The organism is Enterobacter sp. FUJ80071, from assembly GCF_038739915.1.
Taxonomy (GTDB): Bacteria; Pseudomonadota; Gammaproteobacteria; order Enterobacterales; family Enterobacteriaceae; genus Enterobacter; species Enterobacter kobei.
Genome location: NZ_JBBXKH010000001.1, coordinates 2,148,554 through 2,164,571, shown reverse-complemented (window position 1 = coordinate 2,164,571; position 16,018 = coordinate 2,148,554). Strand labels below are relative to the sequence as shown.

Below are 16,018 nucleotides of genomic sequence, written 5' to 3'. Positions count from 1 at the left end.
TCAAAAGCATGCTAAAATATCGCTGATTAAAGGGTATAAAAAACCGGGCTTCACGCCCGGTTCTTTTTTTCAGCCAAATGGACACTATTCACTTAACCCACGATTCTCCAGCATCGGTTCAATCCGCGGATCGTGCCCGCGCCAGTTCCGGTAAAGTTCAGCTAAATCAGTGCTGTTCCCGCGCGACAAAATGGCCTCGCGGAATTTCTGTCCGTTTTCGCGAGTCAAACCACCCTGCTCGACAAACCACTGATAGCCATCGTCTGCCAGCATTTGCGTCCACAGATAAGCGTAATACCCTGCCGCATAGCCGCCGCCGAAGATATGGGCAAAATAGCTGCTGCGATAACGCGGTGGTACCGCGGGCAGGTCCAGCCCCTCTTTTTTCAACGCAGCCGTTTCAAAGGCTTCAACGTCAGATACGGCTTCACTGATGGCGTGCCAGTTCATGTCCAGCAATGCCGCACCCAGCAGCTCCATCATGTCATAACCCTTGTTGAAATGGGTCGCGTTGAGCATGCTTTCCCGCAGCGCGTCCGGCATCGGTTCACCGGTTTCGTAGTGACGGGCGTAGCGGGTAAATACCTGAGGATGGCTGGCCCAGTGTTCATTGATCTGCGACGGAAATTCAACGAAATCACGCGGCGTATTGGTACCGGACAGCGTGGCGAAGCGCTGGCGGGCAAACAGACCGTGCAGGGTATGCCCAAACTCGTGGAACAGGGTAATTACGTCGTCCCAGGAGAGTAACGCGGTGCCCCCGTTACCCGGTTTTGGGTAGTTACAGACATTGTAGATAACCGGGCGGGCAGAAAACTCAAAAGATTGTTCAACGAAATTGCCCATCCAGGCTCCGCCCTGCTTGGAATCGCGGGCAAAGAAGTCGCCGTAAAACAGCGCCATCCCTTCACCGGTATGGTCGAAAATTTCCCATACGCGAACGTCCGGATGATAAACCGGAATATCGAAGCGTTCCACGAAGCGGATACCGAACAGCTGGCTGGCCGCCCAGAACACGCCGTCATGCAACACGGTATTGAGCGCAAAGTAGGGCCGGATCTGCGACTCATCAAGCGCATATTTCGCCTGGCGCACGCGCTCGGCATAAAAGGCCCAGTCCCAGGCCTGCACGGTGAAACCGCCCTGCTCGTCATCAATCACTTTCTGAATATCGGCCTGTTCGCGCTCCGCACGGGCACGGGCGGCAGGCACAATGCCGCGCATAAAGGCCAGCGCGGCGTCGGGGGTTTTCGCCATCTGGTCGGCAATACTCCAGCTGGCGTAATCCTCAAAGCCGAGCAGGCGAGCCTGACGCGCACGGAGCGCCGTCAAACGCAGGATCAGCGCGCGGGTATCGTTTTCATCCCCTTTCTGGGTACGCGTCCAGCCTGCGTTGAACAGGTTTTCACGCGTCTGCCGATTGCGCAGCGCAGAGAGCGCAGGTTGTTGAGTCGTATTCAGCAGCGAGATCAGCCAGCGGTCGTTAAGCCCTTTTTCCGCGGCCGCCTGCGCGGCGGCGGCGATCTCTTCTGCACTGAGACCCTCAAGCTGATGCGCATAATCCACCACCAGCCCACCCGCTTTATCGGCGGAAAGCAGACGCTGGTTAAACTGGCTGGTCAGGGAGGCTGCCTCGGTGTTCAGCGCCTTCAGCTCGGCTTTTTCTGTCTCATTTAGACGCGCACCGGCCAGAATAAACCGCTGGTACGTCTCCTCGATCAGCCGACGGGACTCGGCATCCAGCGCACCGCGATCTTGCCAGACGCTCTCAACGCGGGCGAAAAGTGTGTCATTCAGCCAGATGTCATTCGCCAGCGCGGCAAGTTCAGTGGAAAACTGCTCCTCTAACTCTTGCAGGTACGGATTGGTATGCGCAGAGGTCATGGCGAAAAAGACGCTGCTGACGCGCGAGAGCATAACGCCGCTTTTCTCCAGTGCCAGCACGGTATTATTGAAGTCTGGCGCGGCGGTTTGCGAGACAATCGCATCAATGTCCGCCCGCTTCTGACGCAGCGCTTCATCGAACGCCGGACGATAGTGACTGTCGTTAATCTGATCAAAATGGGGGGCCTGGTAAGGCAACAGACTGATTTCAAAAAAAGGATTCGTGGCCGTCATCTTTCACTCCTCAGAACGGATATCTTCCCAGAGTAGGCCAGGCCGCCATCACCTGCAATGCTGTCATACAAATGTTGCCTTAACGCACCCTCTGCGGCCGTGCTATGTTAGTACAACACAAAAAGCGTTGAGGAACAGTGAGATGATTATTTTAGTTACCGGGGCAACGGCGGGTTTTGGTGAATGCATCACGCGTCGCTTCGTCGCCAACGGGCACAAGGTGATTGCAACGGGCCGTCGTCAGGAGCGCCTGCAGGAGCTGAAAGACGAATTAGGTGACAGCATCCTGACCGCACAGCTGGACGTGCGCAACCGCGCAGCCATTGAAGAGATGATTGCTAACCTGCCTGCCGAGTGGCGCGCCATTGATCTGCTGGTCAACAACGCCGGACTGGCGCTGGGCATGGAGCCCGCGCACAAAGCCAGCGTTGAAGACTGGGAAAACATGATCGACACCAACAACAAAGGGCTGGTCTATATGACTCGCGCGGTGTTGCCGGGCATGGTTGAGCGTAATCGCGGTCACATTATCAATATTGGTTCTACCGCCGGGAGCTGGCCTTACGCGGGCGGCAACGTCTATGGTGCGACCAAAGCGTTTGTCCGTCAGTTCAGCCTGAACCTGCGCACCGATCTGCACGGCACCGCCATTCGCGTTACCGATATCGAGCCGGGTCTGGTGGGCGGCACCGAATTCTCCAACGTGCGCTTCAAGGGTGACGACGCGAAAGCGGATAAAACCTACGAAAATGCTAACGCGCTGACGCCGGAAGATGTCACTGAAGCGGTCTGGTGGGTGGCGACGCTGCCTAAGCACGTCAACATCAATACCGTGGAAATGATGCCAGTCACCCAGAGTTTTGCAGGACTTAGCGTCCATCGTGGCTAAATAAGCCCCACCCGGCCTGCGGGCCGGGTCTGTTTCGGGTTCGAAAAGAATGGTAGTATGTTCAGGCTAACTCTCTGAGAAATGACAACTCATGGCCGCTGAATCGCAACTCAATCCCACCCAGCCCGTAAACCAGCAAATCTATCGCATTTTGCGACGTGATATTGTCCATTGCCTGATTCCGCCGGGAACGCCGCTTTCTGAAAAAGAGGTCTCGGTGCGTTTTGACGTCTCCCGTCAGCCGGTGCGTGAAGCGTTCATTAAGCTTGCTGAAAACGGCCTGATTCAGATCCGCCCGCAGCGCGGCAGCTACGTAAACAAAATTTCACTTTCTCAGGTGCGTAACGGCTGTTTCGTTCGCCAGGCCATTGAATGCGCGGTCGCCCGCAGGGCGGCAACGCTTATCAATGATAACCAGTGTTACCTCCTGGAGCAGAACCTGCATCAGCAGCGTATAGCGATCGACCGTAAGCAGCTCAACGATTTCTTCCAGCTCGATGATGAATTCCACCAGAAACTGGCACAAATAGCGGATTGTCAGTTGGCCTGGGATACCATTGAGAACATCAAGGCCACCATCGACCGCGTGCGTTATATGAGCCTCGATCACGTCTCCCCGCCGGAAATGCTGCTCAGACAGCATCACGATATTTTCAGCGCGCTGGAAAAACGCGCCCCGGACGGCGTGGAAAAAGCGATGACGCTGCATTTGCAGGAAATCAGCGAATCCGTGCAGCTTATTCGTCAGGAAAACAGCGAGTGGTTTAGCGAGGAGTAATATTCGCCGCACCCTGTTGGGCGCGGCGTTGGGTTTAGCGAACGACTAACACCGGAATCGTGGCGTAGCGCAGAATGGATTCCGCATTCGATCCCAGCAGATGGGTGGTGATGCTCGGGTTTTTCGACCCGATGACAATCGCATCATATTTCCCCTCTTTGCTCAGCTTGATAATTTCATCGCGAACGTTGCCAAAACGAACCATGCTGTGAATATTCTCTGGGGCAATATCAAACAGTCTTTTTAATTCGTTCATTTTCTTCGCGGATTCCGCGGTCATATACTCTTCAAACTTTTTGATATCGGCATTGAATCCGCGCAGCAGAGACCGACTGCTGGCAGGCAGAATGTTGACCAGGGTAATTGATGCCCCCTCTGCCTTTGCAAGGCTTGCCGCGTGGCGAACCGCTTTGTCGCTCAAATCCATTTCAAACACATCTACAGGCATCAAAATGTTCTTATACATAAGCCTGACTCCTTATTCCGATGAAAGGGTTATTTCCTGCACCCAGAATGGCAGCAGGAATATAAACCAACCCTAAACGCTTCCATGTTGAAACTATCAATAAATGAAAATAACGGTCTGCTTTGTAAATTGCTGTCGCGAACCGTCAGCACCCCATGTCATTAAGAAAAAAGTGTGACTTTGATCAAAAACAAAAACATCACTTGCAGACAGGCGTATTTATATGCCCCGTGAACGGTGAAACCTGAAATACCGCCGTAACGGATAAGTTAGAGAGGAGAAAATACCATGATGACATACGACCGTAACCGCAATGCAATTACCACTGGCAGCCGCGTGATGATTAGCGGCACAGGCAAAACTGGCGTGATTAAAGCGATCCACAGCGACGGGCTGGATGCCGCGCAGGTGCGCCGCAGCAAAACGGTGGAAGTGGAAGGATGCGAAGGTAAGTTCGAGCCGATTGAGCTGATTCGTCTGGGTATGCACTAAGTTGTGCGCTGACATGCCGCCGCGCACGGCGGCATGTACTGAATTACCGTTGAGACGCGTACTGCGCCACGGTAGCTTTCGCGCCCTTTTGCACCAAAGACCGGTACGCGGTCATCACCGCATCAACAAAGACCGTCTCACGCGGTAATTCTTTGCCAAAGATAGACTCAATGCCGAGCAGCGCACGCACGCGGCTTTCCCCTTCAGCACTTCCCTTCACTGCCGCCTGAATCACCGCCAGCTGCGGATCGCTCACCTCGATGGCATTACCCTGCTCATCCACTCCGCCGACATAGCGCATCCAGCCCGCCACGCCCAGCGCCAGCAGGGGGAAAGGTTTCTGATGCACCAGATGCCAGCGCACGGAATCTAACATGCGTTGCGGGAGCTTCTGGCTGCCGTCCATCGCGATTTGCCAGGTGCGATGACGCAGAGCCGGGTTGCTGTAGCGGGCAATCAGCAGATCGGCGTAATGTCCTAAATCGACGCCTTTCACCTTCAGGGTCGGCGCCTGCTCGTGGAGCATCAGCGCGTGAGCCGCAACGCGGTAATTCTCATCTTCCATGCAGTCGTTGATATGCTGATAACCGGCCAGATACCCCAGGTAAGCCAGGAAGGAGTGGCTGCCGTTAAGCATGCGCAGCTTCATCTCTTCAAACGGAATGACGTCTGATACCAGCTCGGCCCCGGCTTTTTCCCACGCAGGACGCCCCGCCACAAAGTTATCTTCGATCACCCACTGGCGGAAGGGTTCACAGGCCACGCCCGCCGGATCACGCACGCCAGTGAGCTGTTCGATTTTATCCAGCGTATCAGGCGTGACCGCAGGTACGATGCGATCCACCATGGTTGACGGGAACGTGACGTTAGCCTCGATCCAGTCCGCCAGCTCGCCGTCTACCGCCCGGGCATAGGAGCAGGTTACGTTGCGCATCACATGACCGTTTTCCGGCATGTTGTCGCAGGACATCACGCTAAAAGCCGGTAACCCCGCCGCTTTGCGACGCGCCAGCGCTTCCACCACCACACCCGGCGCGGACGTCGGCTGATGCGGGTTTTGCAGGTCGGCGGCGATGAATGGATGATCGAGCATCAGTTGCCCGGTTGCGGGAGAGTGACAGTAGCCCTTCTCGGTAATGGTCAGTGAAACAATCGCCACCTGCGGTTCGCACATCGCTGCCAGTACGGTCTCCAGCCCGTCAACCTGCGCATGCAGGGCCTTTTTGACCACGCCCACCACGCGGGATGTCCACGCATCGGCGGACATCTCCGCTACGGTATAGAGGTTATCCTGCGCCTTCAGGTCGGCAATCTGCTGCTCGCCGCCAATCAGGTTGACCTCACAGTAGCCCCAGTCGCTGCCATAATCAGACGCGAGGATGTCGGCATACACCGCCTGATGCGCGCGGTGAAAGGCGCCAAATCCTAAATGAACAATGCGTGCTTTAAGGCTGTCGCGATTGTACTGAGGCAGCGTCGCTTTGGCCTGTAATAACGTGTTTTCCATGATTAAGACTCGTTAATTAGAAAGCTGTGGATCGCTGCCGCTTGTTATAAAGCGGCAGCGCCTGCTGACTACACCAACTAGAATGGCAGTTGGGGTAAAAAATCTCTGCCATCCACCATACTGATACTGCCATTTGAGATTTTGATTTATATTAACTTTTGTTCAGGTGGTGTGACACAAAGACAAAGTTGTGTGACAAGTCACGCAGGCTGTGTACCATTACCGCCGTGACGATACCGTGCCGTAGGCCACAGGCTCTTTTGGCGTGGCCTCCGCAGCATCTTCCGCTGCGCTCAAATCACGATCCCGCACTTCGGGCATCAGGCAGGCCGAGACCAGACCAATCACAGAGTAAGCCACCAGCATGGCCACAATCGGCCACCAGGAACCGGTCATGTTACAGAAGATCCCCGCCAGCACCGGACCAAACCCCACTGCCACCAGACCGCCCGCCTCTTTGGAGATAGCCATCCGGGTAAAGCGATTTCGCGAGCCAAACATCTCCGCCATGGTGATATTTTCCAGCGCAAACAGCCCCAGTACCGCGAAATTATGGATAACGATGATGGAGAGCATAATGGTTCCCGGCGCATAGCTTTTATCGACGATGATCGACAGCATCGGGTAGGCCAGAATAATGGCGGAGATATTAAGGATAATGTACGGCAGACGGCGTCCCACTTTATCGGACAGCCAGCCCAGCAGCGGGATAGAGATAAACCCAAGAATGGAGCTTATCATCAGCGCGTCGGTGGGAATGGCTTTATCGAACAGGAGAGTCTGGACCAGATAACCGGCCAGAAACGTCTGAATCAGACCCGAGTTGCCCGCCTGACCGAAACGCAGACCGGTCGCCAGCCAGAAAGATTTACTTTTCACCATGGCACCTAACGATGTGTCCGGCTGCGCGGTTTGAGCATCGTTCACTTTCTCAAAGACCGGGCTTTCCTTGAGGTTCATACGCAGCCAGATGGCAAAGATCATCACCACGACGCTGGCGAGGAACGGCACGCGCCAGCCCCAGGCGAGCAGCTGTTCGCGGTCGAGGGCAAAGAACATAACGGCCCAGATAGCGGTCGCGCTCAGTGTCCCGCAGTTAGTCCCCATCGCCACCAGCGAGGAGATGATGCCGCGTTTACCTTTCGGTGCGTACTCCGCCAGCATGGTCCCGGCCCCGGAGATCTCTGCCCCTGCCCCGAGTCCCTGAATGATGCGCAGCGTCACCAGCAGTACGGGCGCGAAAATCCCGATCTGTGCATAGGTGGGCAGCACGCCAATCAGCGTGGTGCAGATCCCCATCATGGTGATGGTGATAAACAGTACCTTTTTACGGCCAATGCTGTCGCCCATGCGACCAAAAATAAAGGCGCCGACGATACGCGCGATATAGCCTGCACCGTAGGTTCCCATCGCCAGGATCAGTGCCATCGCAGCGGACTGTTCCGGGAAGAAGATTTCATGAAATACCAGGGCGGCCCCCAGCGAGTAGAGCTGGAAATCCATGAACTCCAGCGCGGTGCCCAGCCAGCCTGAAACGGCGGCTTTCACCAGATCGGAGGTGGTTCTTTGAGGTTGTGCTTGCGTCATAATGGCTATCTCTGAAAGGTAAGATGCGTACCACATAGAGCCCGTCTTCGCGGGCTCTTCACCGCGTGAATTATTCTGGGTTGAACGTGAGCAGGACCTTGCAGCACTGCCTCTGGTCTTTCTCAAACAGTTCAATGGCGTCTGTTGCATGGTGATAGTCAAAGGTATGGGTGATCAGTTTTTCCGGGTCGATCAGTCCTTTTGTCAGCCAGTCGATGACGACCGGGAATTTATTGGCGTTCAGGCGCGAGGAGAAAATCGCCAGCTCTTTGCCGGTGATGCCCTGCTGAACAATCTGGCTCGGTTCGCTGGAGAAGCCCATCAGCACGATGCGCGCCGCCGGCGAGGCCAGGGTTATCGCTTCCTGTAAAATGGACGGATGACAGGCGGCATCAATGATTAACGTCGGTTTGATGCCTTTTTCGTCCAGCGCGGCCTGCAACGACTGCTCGCCGTTATTAAAGACCCAGTCCGCGCCGCTGCGCTGGGCCATTGCCAGGCGTTCGTCTATGCGGTCAACCACAATCACCTGTTTCACCTTATAGACGCCCTTCAGCGCCTGCACGGTGACCAGCCCCATCGGGCCTGCGCCGTAGATCAGCACCACGTCCTGTTCACCAGGGTTGGCCTGCCCCGTCACGTTGGCGGCAATGGTAAATGGCTCAACCATGACGGCGTGTTTATCCGGGATCGCATCCGGGATGCGCCAGGCATTTTTTGCGGGTACCGTTGCATATTCGCTGAAACCGCCGTCGCGGTGAACGCCCAGCACCACCAGCGAGGTGCAGACGTTTGGTTTTCCGACGGAGCACGGGTAGCAGTGTCCGCAGCTGATCACCGGGTCAACCGACACGCGTTCTCCTGACCGGGACGGATCCACGCCCTCGCCAACGGCATCGATCACGCCAAAAAACTCGTGGCCAATCACGCGCGGATACTTCGCAAACGGGTTATGGCCGCGGTAAATGTGGCTGTCCGAACCGCAGATCCCGGCGAGTGTGATTTTGACGCGCACTTCGCCTGCGCCTGGCTGCGGGCGTGGACGCGCTTCAATGACCAGCTGGTTCGGCTGTTGAATGACTATGCTTTTCATCGTTCGCTCCTCGTTTACCAGTTCCACAGCGTACCGTCTTCAAGACGTGCCACCGGCAGGTACGCCGGATCGTACGGGTATTTCGCCGCCAGCTTCTCGTCAAACTCAATGCCCAGCCCTGGCTTGTCACCCGGGTGCATATAGCCGTTATCAAAGCGCCAGCTGTGCGGGAAGACGTCGAGCATTTGTTCGGAATAGCCCATATATTCCTGCACGCCAAAGTTCGGTACCCACAGGTCAAAATGCAGCGCGGCGGCATGACACACCGGCGACAGATCCGACGGGCCGTGCGAACCGGTACGTACCTGGTAGAGCGACGCAAAGTCAGCGATGCGACGCATGCCGGTGATGCCGCCCGCATGCGTGATTGTGGTGCGGATATAGTCGATAAGCTGCTCTTCGATAAGCTGCTTGCAGTCCCAGATGCTGTTAAACACCTCGCCCACCGCAATGGGCGTGACGGTGTGCTGGCGAATAAGACGGAAGCAGGCCTGGTTTTCGGCAGGCGTGGGATCTTCCATCCAGAACATGCGGAAGTCTTCGATGCTCTTACCGAAGCGCGCCGCCTCAATGGGCGTCAGACGGTGGTGCATATCGTGCAGGAGGTGTTCATTGAAGCCAAATTTACTGCGCACCGCGTCGAACAGTTTGGGTGTGAAATCGAGGTATTTCTCGGTCGACCATAGCTGCTCTTCCGGCCAGTCGCCTTTGGTGGCAGGCTCGTAGGCCAGCCCTTTTCCTTTCGACATGCCGTAGGTGGTTTTCATACCCGGCACACCGCACTGCACGCGGATCGCCTTGAAGCCCATCTCTTTATGACGCGCGTAATCTTCCAGCACGTCGTCAATGGTGTGACCGGTCGTGTGGCAGTAGACCATGACGCCTTCACGGGAGGCGCCGCCCAGCAGCTGGTAGAGCGGCATATTGGCCGCTTTGGCTTTGATGTCCCACAGCGCCATATCCACGGCGGAGATGGCCGACATGGTGACCGGTCCGCGACGCCAGTAGGCGCCTTTATAGAAGAATTGCCAGATATCTTCGATACGGTGCGCGTCGCGGCCAATTAACTGCGGGCAGAGGTGATCCTTCAGGTACGAAGCGACGGAGAGCTCGCGTCCGTTCAGCGTAGCGTCACCGAGGCCGACAATCCCGTCATCGGTGGTGATTTTAAGGGTGACAAAGTTCCGCCCCGGGCAGGTAACAAACACGTCAGCCGCGACAATCTTCATAATTCCTTTCCTTACATCGTTCGTTGTGATGTCGGAAATTTACTCAATTGCAATACTACCATACAAGTATAATGATCATAAAATCAGCTGGCGATCACAAAACCGGACACCTTACACCGCCCTTATAAACCCTTTTTTGTACCTTTTTCACTTCAGGTGAGGATTTATTTAAACATCAGACCCGATGATGGCGTTAACTTTCCATACCTGCGCTGCGGGTATGCCGTCTTTTCTCTTTGGTGTAGAATCTGTAAGGGGTTACTTGATTATCTGCACCCGTTTAAAAGGAAACGCTATGACAACATTAAGCAAACGCCTTTGTCTGACAGCCCTGCTGGCGCTGTCATCGTTCGCTTTTGCCGCCTCTGCGACAGCGGAAACCAGCAAACTCATTATTGAGTCTGGTGACAGCGCGCAAAGCCGCCAGAACGCCGCCATGGACAAAGAACAATGGAATGACACCCGTAGCCTTCGTCAGAAGGTCAACAAACGTGCTGAAAAAGAGTGGGATAAAGAAGATGTCGCTTTTGACGCACGCGATAAGTGTCAGCAAAGTGCAAACGTCAATGCCTACTGGGAGCCTAACACCCTGCGCTGCCTGGACCGCCGCACTGGCCGTACGGTAGCCCCATAATGTCGGCTTCGTGTGACGTTAAGCTCCGTCCGCTGGAGCGTGAAGACCTGCGCTTTGTCCATCAGCTCGACAACAACGCCAGCGTGATGCGCTACTGGTTCGAAGAGCCTTACGAGGCCTTTGTCGAGCTGTCGGATCTGTACGACAAACACATTCACGATCAGAGCGAACGTCGTTTTGTGGTGGAGTGTGGCGGCGAAGAAGCCGGGCTGGTGGAGCTGGTTGAAATCAACCACGTTCACCGTCGGGCAGAGTTCCAGATCATCATTTCGCCTGAGCACCAGGGGAAAGGCCTGGCCTCACGCGCGGCGAAGCTGGCGATGGATTACGGATTCAACGTTCTGAATCTCTACAAGCTGTACCTGATTGTGGACAAAGAGAACGAGAAAGCGATTCATATCTACCGCAAGCTGGGCTTTATGGTGGAAGGCGAGCTGATTCACGAGTTCTTTATCAACGGTGAATACCGCAATACCATCCGCATGTGCATCTTCCAGCATCAGCACCAGGCCGGGCATAAACCCTCAGGCGCCAGCCTGCTGAAACCAACCGCGCAGTGAGTTTGATGACAACCCCTGTCATCAACAATTGCGCCGTCTTTCTTGCCGGGTGGCGCTGCGCTTACCCGGCCTACATTGTGCAATAATATCAATACATTGCTCAGTAGTATTCAATCGTGTTTTTGATGGTGTACTTGCGCTCAACGGCGGGCTTGACGCTGTCATCGGTGATGATCAGATCGCAGCTCACCGGATTGTTGTGTCGATCGTAGTCGCAGCTCTGCTTCACGTTACCCAGCGGCTTGTCGTTTAACAAACTCACTGCCGAGTAATCCATCCTTTTGCGTACATCTTTAGACGGTGTCGACTGGACAGACAGATGCTGATCCCCGGAGACGGTAGTTTTGCCCAACGGGTAACCATCGGCATCGTAGCGGTACTTCACTTCCATCTCTTTGCCGTGCGCCGCCACCACGAAACCGTTATCGTCGGTATCCCACGTCACCCCGGCTGACGGCAGTTCGGCCAGCTGGCATTTCCCCTGCAGCTTCACTTTGCGCTGCTGGGTTTCGGCATCAACGTAGTAATTCGCATCCAGCACCAGCGCCACGCCGGTGTTGGCCTCCAGGTCGTGCAGTTCCAGCGTATCGAAACACCCTTCTGTCGACACGGTGCCCGTCACCCGTTTAGACACTTCGCCCTTCTCGTTGAACAGTGTCTGGGTAAAGTCTTTAACCGGGCCGCGCAGGGGGTCAAAATCAAATTCGTTCGAGAAACTCGCCATCTCCGGCGTAAACGACAGTGGTGCGGAGTTGTTGTCACACCCCGCGAGAGTGGCTGCCAGGAGCGTTATCGCTGCATATTTCTTCACATTGATTACCGTACAGAGAGATTATTCCCAATCATATTAGCAAATACAGTTGTTTACACGAAGCCTGCTAAAATTAATGTCTACACACAGAGTAAAGGAGCGACAGATGAAACGGTTACCCTGGATTACCGCCCTGCTGTTAATGAGTGCTTCAACGGCCGCCCTGGCGGCACCCGATTCCTGCGAGCGCGTGAAAAGCGATATTCAGCAGAAGATCATCAACAACGGCGTGCCGGAGTCAGGATTCACGCTGAACATTGTGCCGAACGATCAGGCCGATCAGCCGGACGCACAGGTGGTAGGCCATTGTGCCAACGACACCTTTAAAATTCTGTACACCCGCACAGGGAGCGGAGCGGCGTCCGCCAGTCAGGATAATGCGCCAACTGAACCGCAGTAATTTCCCCTCAATCCCCTTTGATTTGATAAGGATTAATATTTACTACCCCTAAATCAGTAACACTCACCCCACCATTAGCCCGGTTATCATTTCGGGAAAAATAATACGCAATTACATTGGTGGGGTGAGCCATGTCCGATATCGAACATCACGGCGGGATTAGCCGTCGAACACTCGTGAAATCTACGGCGATAGGATCGCTGGCGTTCGCCGCCGGTAGCGTCTCATTGCCTTTTGGCGTGAAACGCGTTGCCGCCGCAGTGCAAAGCGCCACGAAACCTGCTGACGATAAAGTCGTCTGGGGCGCCTGCTCGGTTAACTGTGGCAGCCGCTGCGCATTGCGTCTGCACGTCCGCGACGATGAGGTGTACTGGGTCGAAACGGATAACACCGGCGAGGATATCTACGGCAATCACCAGGTTCGCGCCTGCCTGCGCGGACGTTCTATTCGCCGTCGCATCAACCACCCTGACCGTCTGAACTACCCGATGAAGCGCGTGGGCAAACGCGGTGAAGGCAAGTTCGAGCGTATCAGTTGGGATGAAGCGCTCAACACCATCACCGCCAGCCTGAAAGACGTGGTCGCCAGATACGGCAATGAAGCGGTGTACATCAACTACTCCTCCGGTATTGTCGGCGGCAATATCACCCGCTCCTCCCCTTACGCGTCGCTGGTGGCGCGCCTGATGAACTGCTACGGCGGTTTCCTGAGCCACTACGGCACCTACAGCACGGCGCAAATCGCCTGCGCAATGCCTTACACCTACGGCAGCAATGACGGTAACAGCACCTCGGATATCGAAAACACCAAACTGGTGGTGATGTTCGGCAACAACCCGGCGGAAACGCGCATGAGCGGGGGCGGGATTACCTATTATCTTGAGCAGGCTCGCGAGCGGTCCAACGCGCGTATGATTGTCATCGATCCGCGCTATACCGACACGGCAGCCGGACGTGAAGATGAATGGATCCCAATTCGTCCAGGGACCGATGCCGCGCTGGTGGCCGGTCTGGCATGGGTAATGATTAACGAAAATCTGGTCGACCAGCCTTTCCTCGACAAGTACTGCGTCGGCTACGACGAAAAAACGCTGCCGGAAGGCGCGCCGGCTAACGCGCACTACAAAGCGTATATTCTCGGCCAGGGCGATGACGGAACGGCGAAAACCCCGGAGTGGGCCTCGCGCATTACGGGCATACCGGCCAATCGCATCGTTAAGCTTGCCCGGGAAATCGGTTCTGCGAAGCCAGCCTATATCTGCCAGGGCTGGGGTCCACAGCGTCAGGCGAACGGCGAATTGACGTCCCGCGCCATCGCGATGCTGCCGATCCTGACCGGCAACGTAGGGATCAACGGCGGTAACAGCGGCGCGCGTGAGTCGACGTACACCATCACCATCGAACGGATGCCGCTGCCGGAAAACCCGGTCAAAACGCAGATCTCCTGCTTTAGCTGGACGGACGCCATCGCCCGCGGACCGGAAATGACTGCCCTGCGCGACGGGGTGCGCGGTAAAGATAAGCTGGATGTGCCGATTAAGTTCATCTGGAACTACGCGGGTAATACCATCATCAACCAGCACTCCGATATCAATAAAACCCACGATATCCTGCAGGATGAAAGCAAGTGCGAAATGATTGTCGTCATCGATAATTTCATGACGTCGTCAGCGAAGTATGCCGATATCGTGTTGCCGGATTTAATGACCGTCGAGCAGGAAGATATTATTCCTAACGATTACGCCGGGAACATGGGCTACCTGATTTTCCTCCAGCCCGTCACCGCACCGAAGTTTGAACGCAAACCCATCTACTGGATCATGAGTGAAGTGGCGAAACGTCTTGGGCCGGATATCCATCAGAAATTCACCGAAGGACGGACGCAAGCGCAATGGCTGCAGTATCTGTATGCCAAAATGCTCGAAAAAGACCCTCAACTTCCGTCCTATGATGAGCTGAAGAAAATGGGCATTTATAAGCGCAAAGATCCGAACGGACACTTTGTGGCGTATAAAAAGTTCCGCGAAAACCCGGAAGCCAATCCGCTGAAAACGCCATCGGGTAAGATTGAAATTTACTCAAGTAAGCTGGCTGAAATTGCAGCGACCTGGGAACTGGCAAAAGACGAAACCATCAGCCCTCTTCCCGTCTATGCCTCAACATTTGACGGTTGGGATGCCCCCGCGCGCGCGCAGTATCCTCTGCAGCTGTTTGGCTTCCATTTCAAAGCCCGTACCCACTCTAGCTACGGTAACGTTGACGTGCTGAAAGCGGCCTGCCGCCAGGAGGTCTGGCTTAATCCTCTCGATGCCGAAAAACGCGGCATTAAGAACGGCGATACGGTGCGCGTGTTTAACGATCGCGGTGAGGTGAGAATTGAAGCGAAAGTCACGCCTCGCATCATGCCCGGCGTGAGTGCCATGGGCCAGGGCGCCTGGCATGACGCCAATATGGATGGCGATCGTATCGACCACGGCTCCTGCATCAACACACTGACGACCCATCGCCCGTCTCCGCTGGCCAAGGGCAACCCGCAGCACACCAACCTGGTACAGATTGAGAAGGTATAAGGGGTGAAACGGATGGCCGTGGTTTATTCTATGGTGTGTATTACTGATTAACACAGTCGCGCGGGCGTGCCCCGCGCAAGCAAGGAAGGTTTAATGAAAGACGTCTTACAGCGTGAATCGTTCGCGTTCAGCGCCCGGGTGCTGGGCGCGCTGTTTTATTTCGCTCCTGACAGCGAGCAGACTGCGCCCCTGGTGCAGGCCCTTATCGCTGGCGAATGGGTTCAGGACTGGCCCCTGTCTCCGGAAACGCTGCAGCCCGTTGCCGATACCTTTGCCACGTCTTCCGATGAGCCGCTGACGGACGCCTGGCAACGGTTGTTTATTGGCCCTTATGCCCTGCCCGCGCCGCCGTGGGGTTCCGTCTGGCTGGATCGCGAATCCGTGCTGTTTGGTGACTCAACCCTTGCGCTGCGCCAGTGGATGCGTGAAAACGGCATCGCTTTTGAGATACAGCAGAACGAACCGGAAGATCATTTCGGTACCCTGCTGCTGCTGGCGGCGTGGCTGATTGAGAATGGCCGCGATTCGGAGTGCGACCAGCTCCTGGCGTGGCACCTGCTGCCGTGGAGTACCCGCTTCCTGTCGGTATTTGTCGACAATGCGGGTCATCCTTTTTACACCGCGCTGGGCAGGCTTGCGCAGCTGACGCTGGCGGACTGGCGATCCGCGCTGGTTATCCCTGTTGCGGAAAAGACGCTGTATCGCTAAGGGATGTGATGAGGTGTTGAGATTGTCCGCTTGCGGTCTTGCTTGTGCCGGAAGCGGATTTTTAAAAAAAGATAACAGATAAACCTCTTCATCCAGGCAGGCGAATTCCTCATTTTTATTTCCTCAACCTTAACCATTCAGAGCCCTTCTTAGCCCTTAATGAAAGCGACGTAATA

15 protein-coding genes are annotated in these 16,018 nt (G+C 55.5%); 8 read left to right on the top strand and 7 right to left on the bottom strand.

All coding sequences use genetic code 11. The features are described 5' to 3' along the window. Nucleotides 1-84: 84 nt before the first annotated feature. Complete coding sequence (gene dcp, locus AAER43_RS10580) at nt 85-2,118, bottom strand: peptidyl-dipeptidase Dcp (RefSeq protein ID WP_050862407.1); 2,034 nt, start codon at nt 2,116-2,118, stop codon at nt 85-87. Nucleotides 2,119-2,260: 142 nt separating this feature from the next. Between dcp and ydfG the strand changes: the two genes are divergently transcribed. Together ydfG and AAER43_RS10570 are read left to right on the top strand one after the other, a co-directional pair. After that, the gene (gene ydfG / locus AAER43_RS10575) at nt 2,261-3,007 is read left to right on the top strand and encodes a bifunctional NADP-dependent 3-hydroxy acid dehydrogenase/3-hydroxypropionate dehydrogenase YdfG (protein WP_023330307.1); all 747 of its coding nucleotides are present in this window, start codon (nt 2,261-2,263) and stop codon (nt 3,005-3,007) included. A gap of 91 nt (nt 3,008-3,098) precedes the next feature. Beyond that, the gene (locus AAER43_RS10570) at nt 3,099-3,785 is read left to right on the top strand and encodes a GntR family transcriptional regulator (protein ID WP_050862408.1); all 687 of its coding nucleotides are present in this window, start codon (nt 3,099-3,101) and stop codon (nt 3,783-3,785) included. A 34-nt stretch (nt 3,786-3,819) separates the two neighbouring features. Here AAER43_RS10570 and AAER43_RS10565 read toward each other — a convergent pair whose 3' ends face one another. After that, nucleotides 3,820-4,251 (bottom strand): universal stress protein, encoded by a 432-nt coding sequence (locus AAER43_RS10565; RefSeq protein WP_014883680.1) that lies wholly within the window; start codon nt 4,249-4,251, stop codon nt 3,820-3,822. Nucleotides 4,252-4,539: 288 nt separating this feature from the next. Here AAER43_RS10565 and ydfZ point away from each other — a divergent pair, with 288 nt between their 5' ends. Next, nucleotides 4,540-4,743, top strand: a complete 204-nt coding sequence (gene ydfZ, locus AAER43_RS10560; RefSeq protein WP_014883679.1) for a putative selenium delivery protein YdfZ — start codon at nt 4,540-4,542, stop codon at nt 4,741-4,743. A 43-nt stretch (nt 4,744-4,786) separates the two neighbouring features. Here the strand turns inward: ydfZ and AAER43_RS10555 are convergent, their stop codons facing one another. From AAER43_RS10555 to rspA, 4 genes are all read right to left on the bottom strand, one after another. Continuing rightward, a complete protein-coding gene (locus AAER43_RS10555; protein ID WP_032636706.1) occupies nt 4,787-6,250 on the bottom strand; it encodes a mannitol dehydrogenase family protein in 1,464 nt (487 codons plus the stop codon). 219 nt (nt 6,251-6,469) lie between these two features. Further along, a complete protein-coding gene (locus tag AAER43_RS10550; RefSeq protein WP_014883677.1) occupies nt 6,470-7,837 on the bottom strand; it encodes an MFS transporter in 1,368 nt (455 codons plus the stop codon). Nucleotides 7,838-7,907: 70 nt separating this feature from the next. Continuing rightward, nucleotides 7,908-8,930: a Zn-dependent oxidoreductase gene (locus tag AAER43_RS10545; protein WP_050862410.1), complete on the bottom strand. Its 1,023-nt coding sequence runs from the start codon at nt 8,928-8,930 to the stop codon at nt 7,908-7,910. Nucleotides 8,931-8,944: 14 nt separating this feature from the next. After that, on the bottom strand, nt 8,945-10,159 hold the full coding sequence (gene rspA / locus AAER43_RS10540; protein WP_014883675.1) for a starvation-sensing protein RspA: 1,215 nt from the start codon (nt 10,157-10,159) through the stop codon (nt 8,945-8,947). 295 nt (nt 10,160-10,454) lie between these two features. Here rspA and AAER43_RS10535 point away from each other — a divergent pair, with 295 nt between their 5' ends. Both AAER43_RS10535 and speG read left to right on the top strand, forming a co-directional pair. Next, entirely contained in the window at nt 10,455-10,793 is a 339-nt protein-coding gene (locus AAER43_RS10535; RefSeq protein ID WP_008502414.1) for a DUF1283 family protein, read from the top strand. Continuing rightward, entirely contained in the window at nt 10,793-11,353 is a 561-nt protein-coding gene (gene speG, locus AAER43_RS10530; protein WP_050862411.1) for a spermidine N1-acetyltransferase, read from the top strand. The genes AAER43_RS10535 and speG overlap by 1 nt, the downstream gene beginning before the upstream one ends. Nucleotides 11,354-11,453: 100 nt before the next feature. On the opposite strand, the gene AAER43_RS10525 is transcribed toward speG, so the two are convergent. Beyond that, on the bottom strand, nt 11,454-12,164 hold the full coding sequence (locus AAER43_RS10525; protein ID WP_050862412.1) for a YnfC family lipoprotein: 711 nt from the start codon (nt 12,162-12,164) through the stop codon (nt 11,454-11,456). A gap of 106 nt (nt 12,165-12,270) precedes the next feature. Here AAER43_RS10525 and AAER43_RS10520 point away from each other — a divergent pair, with 106 nt between their 5' ends. The 3 genes from AAER43_RS10520 to dmsD all read left to right on the top strand — a co-directional run bounded on the left by AAER43_RS10520 (nt 12,271) and on the right by dmsD (nt 15,842). After that, the gene (locus tag AAER43_RS10520) at nt 12,271-12,564 is read left to right on the top strand and encodes a DUF1161 domain-containing protein (RefSeq protein WP_023330302.1); all 294 of its coding nucleotides are present in this window, start codon (nt 12,271-12,273) and stop codon (nt 12,562-12,564) included. Between the two features lie 131 nt (nt 12,565-12,695). Continuing rightward, on the top strand, nt 12,696-15,134 hold the full coding sequence (gene ynfE / locus AAER43_RS10515; protein ID WP_050862413.1) for a selenate/tellurate reductase subunit YnfE: 2,439 nt from the start codon (nt 12,696-12,698) through the stop codon (nt 15,132-15,134). A 93-nt stretch (nt 15,135-15,227) separates the two neighbouring features. After that, nucleotides 15,228-15,842 (top strand): Tat proofreading chaperone DmsD, encoded by a 615-nt coding sequence (gene dmsD, locus AAER43_RS10510; RefSeq protein WP_050862414.1) that lies wholly within the window; start codon nt 15,228-15,230, stop codon nt 15,840-15,842. The last annotated feature ends 176 nt before the right edge of the window (nt 15,843-16,018 follow it).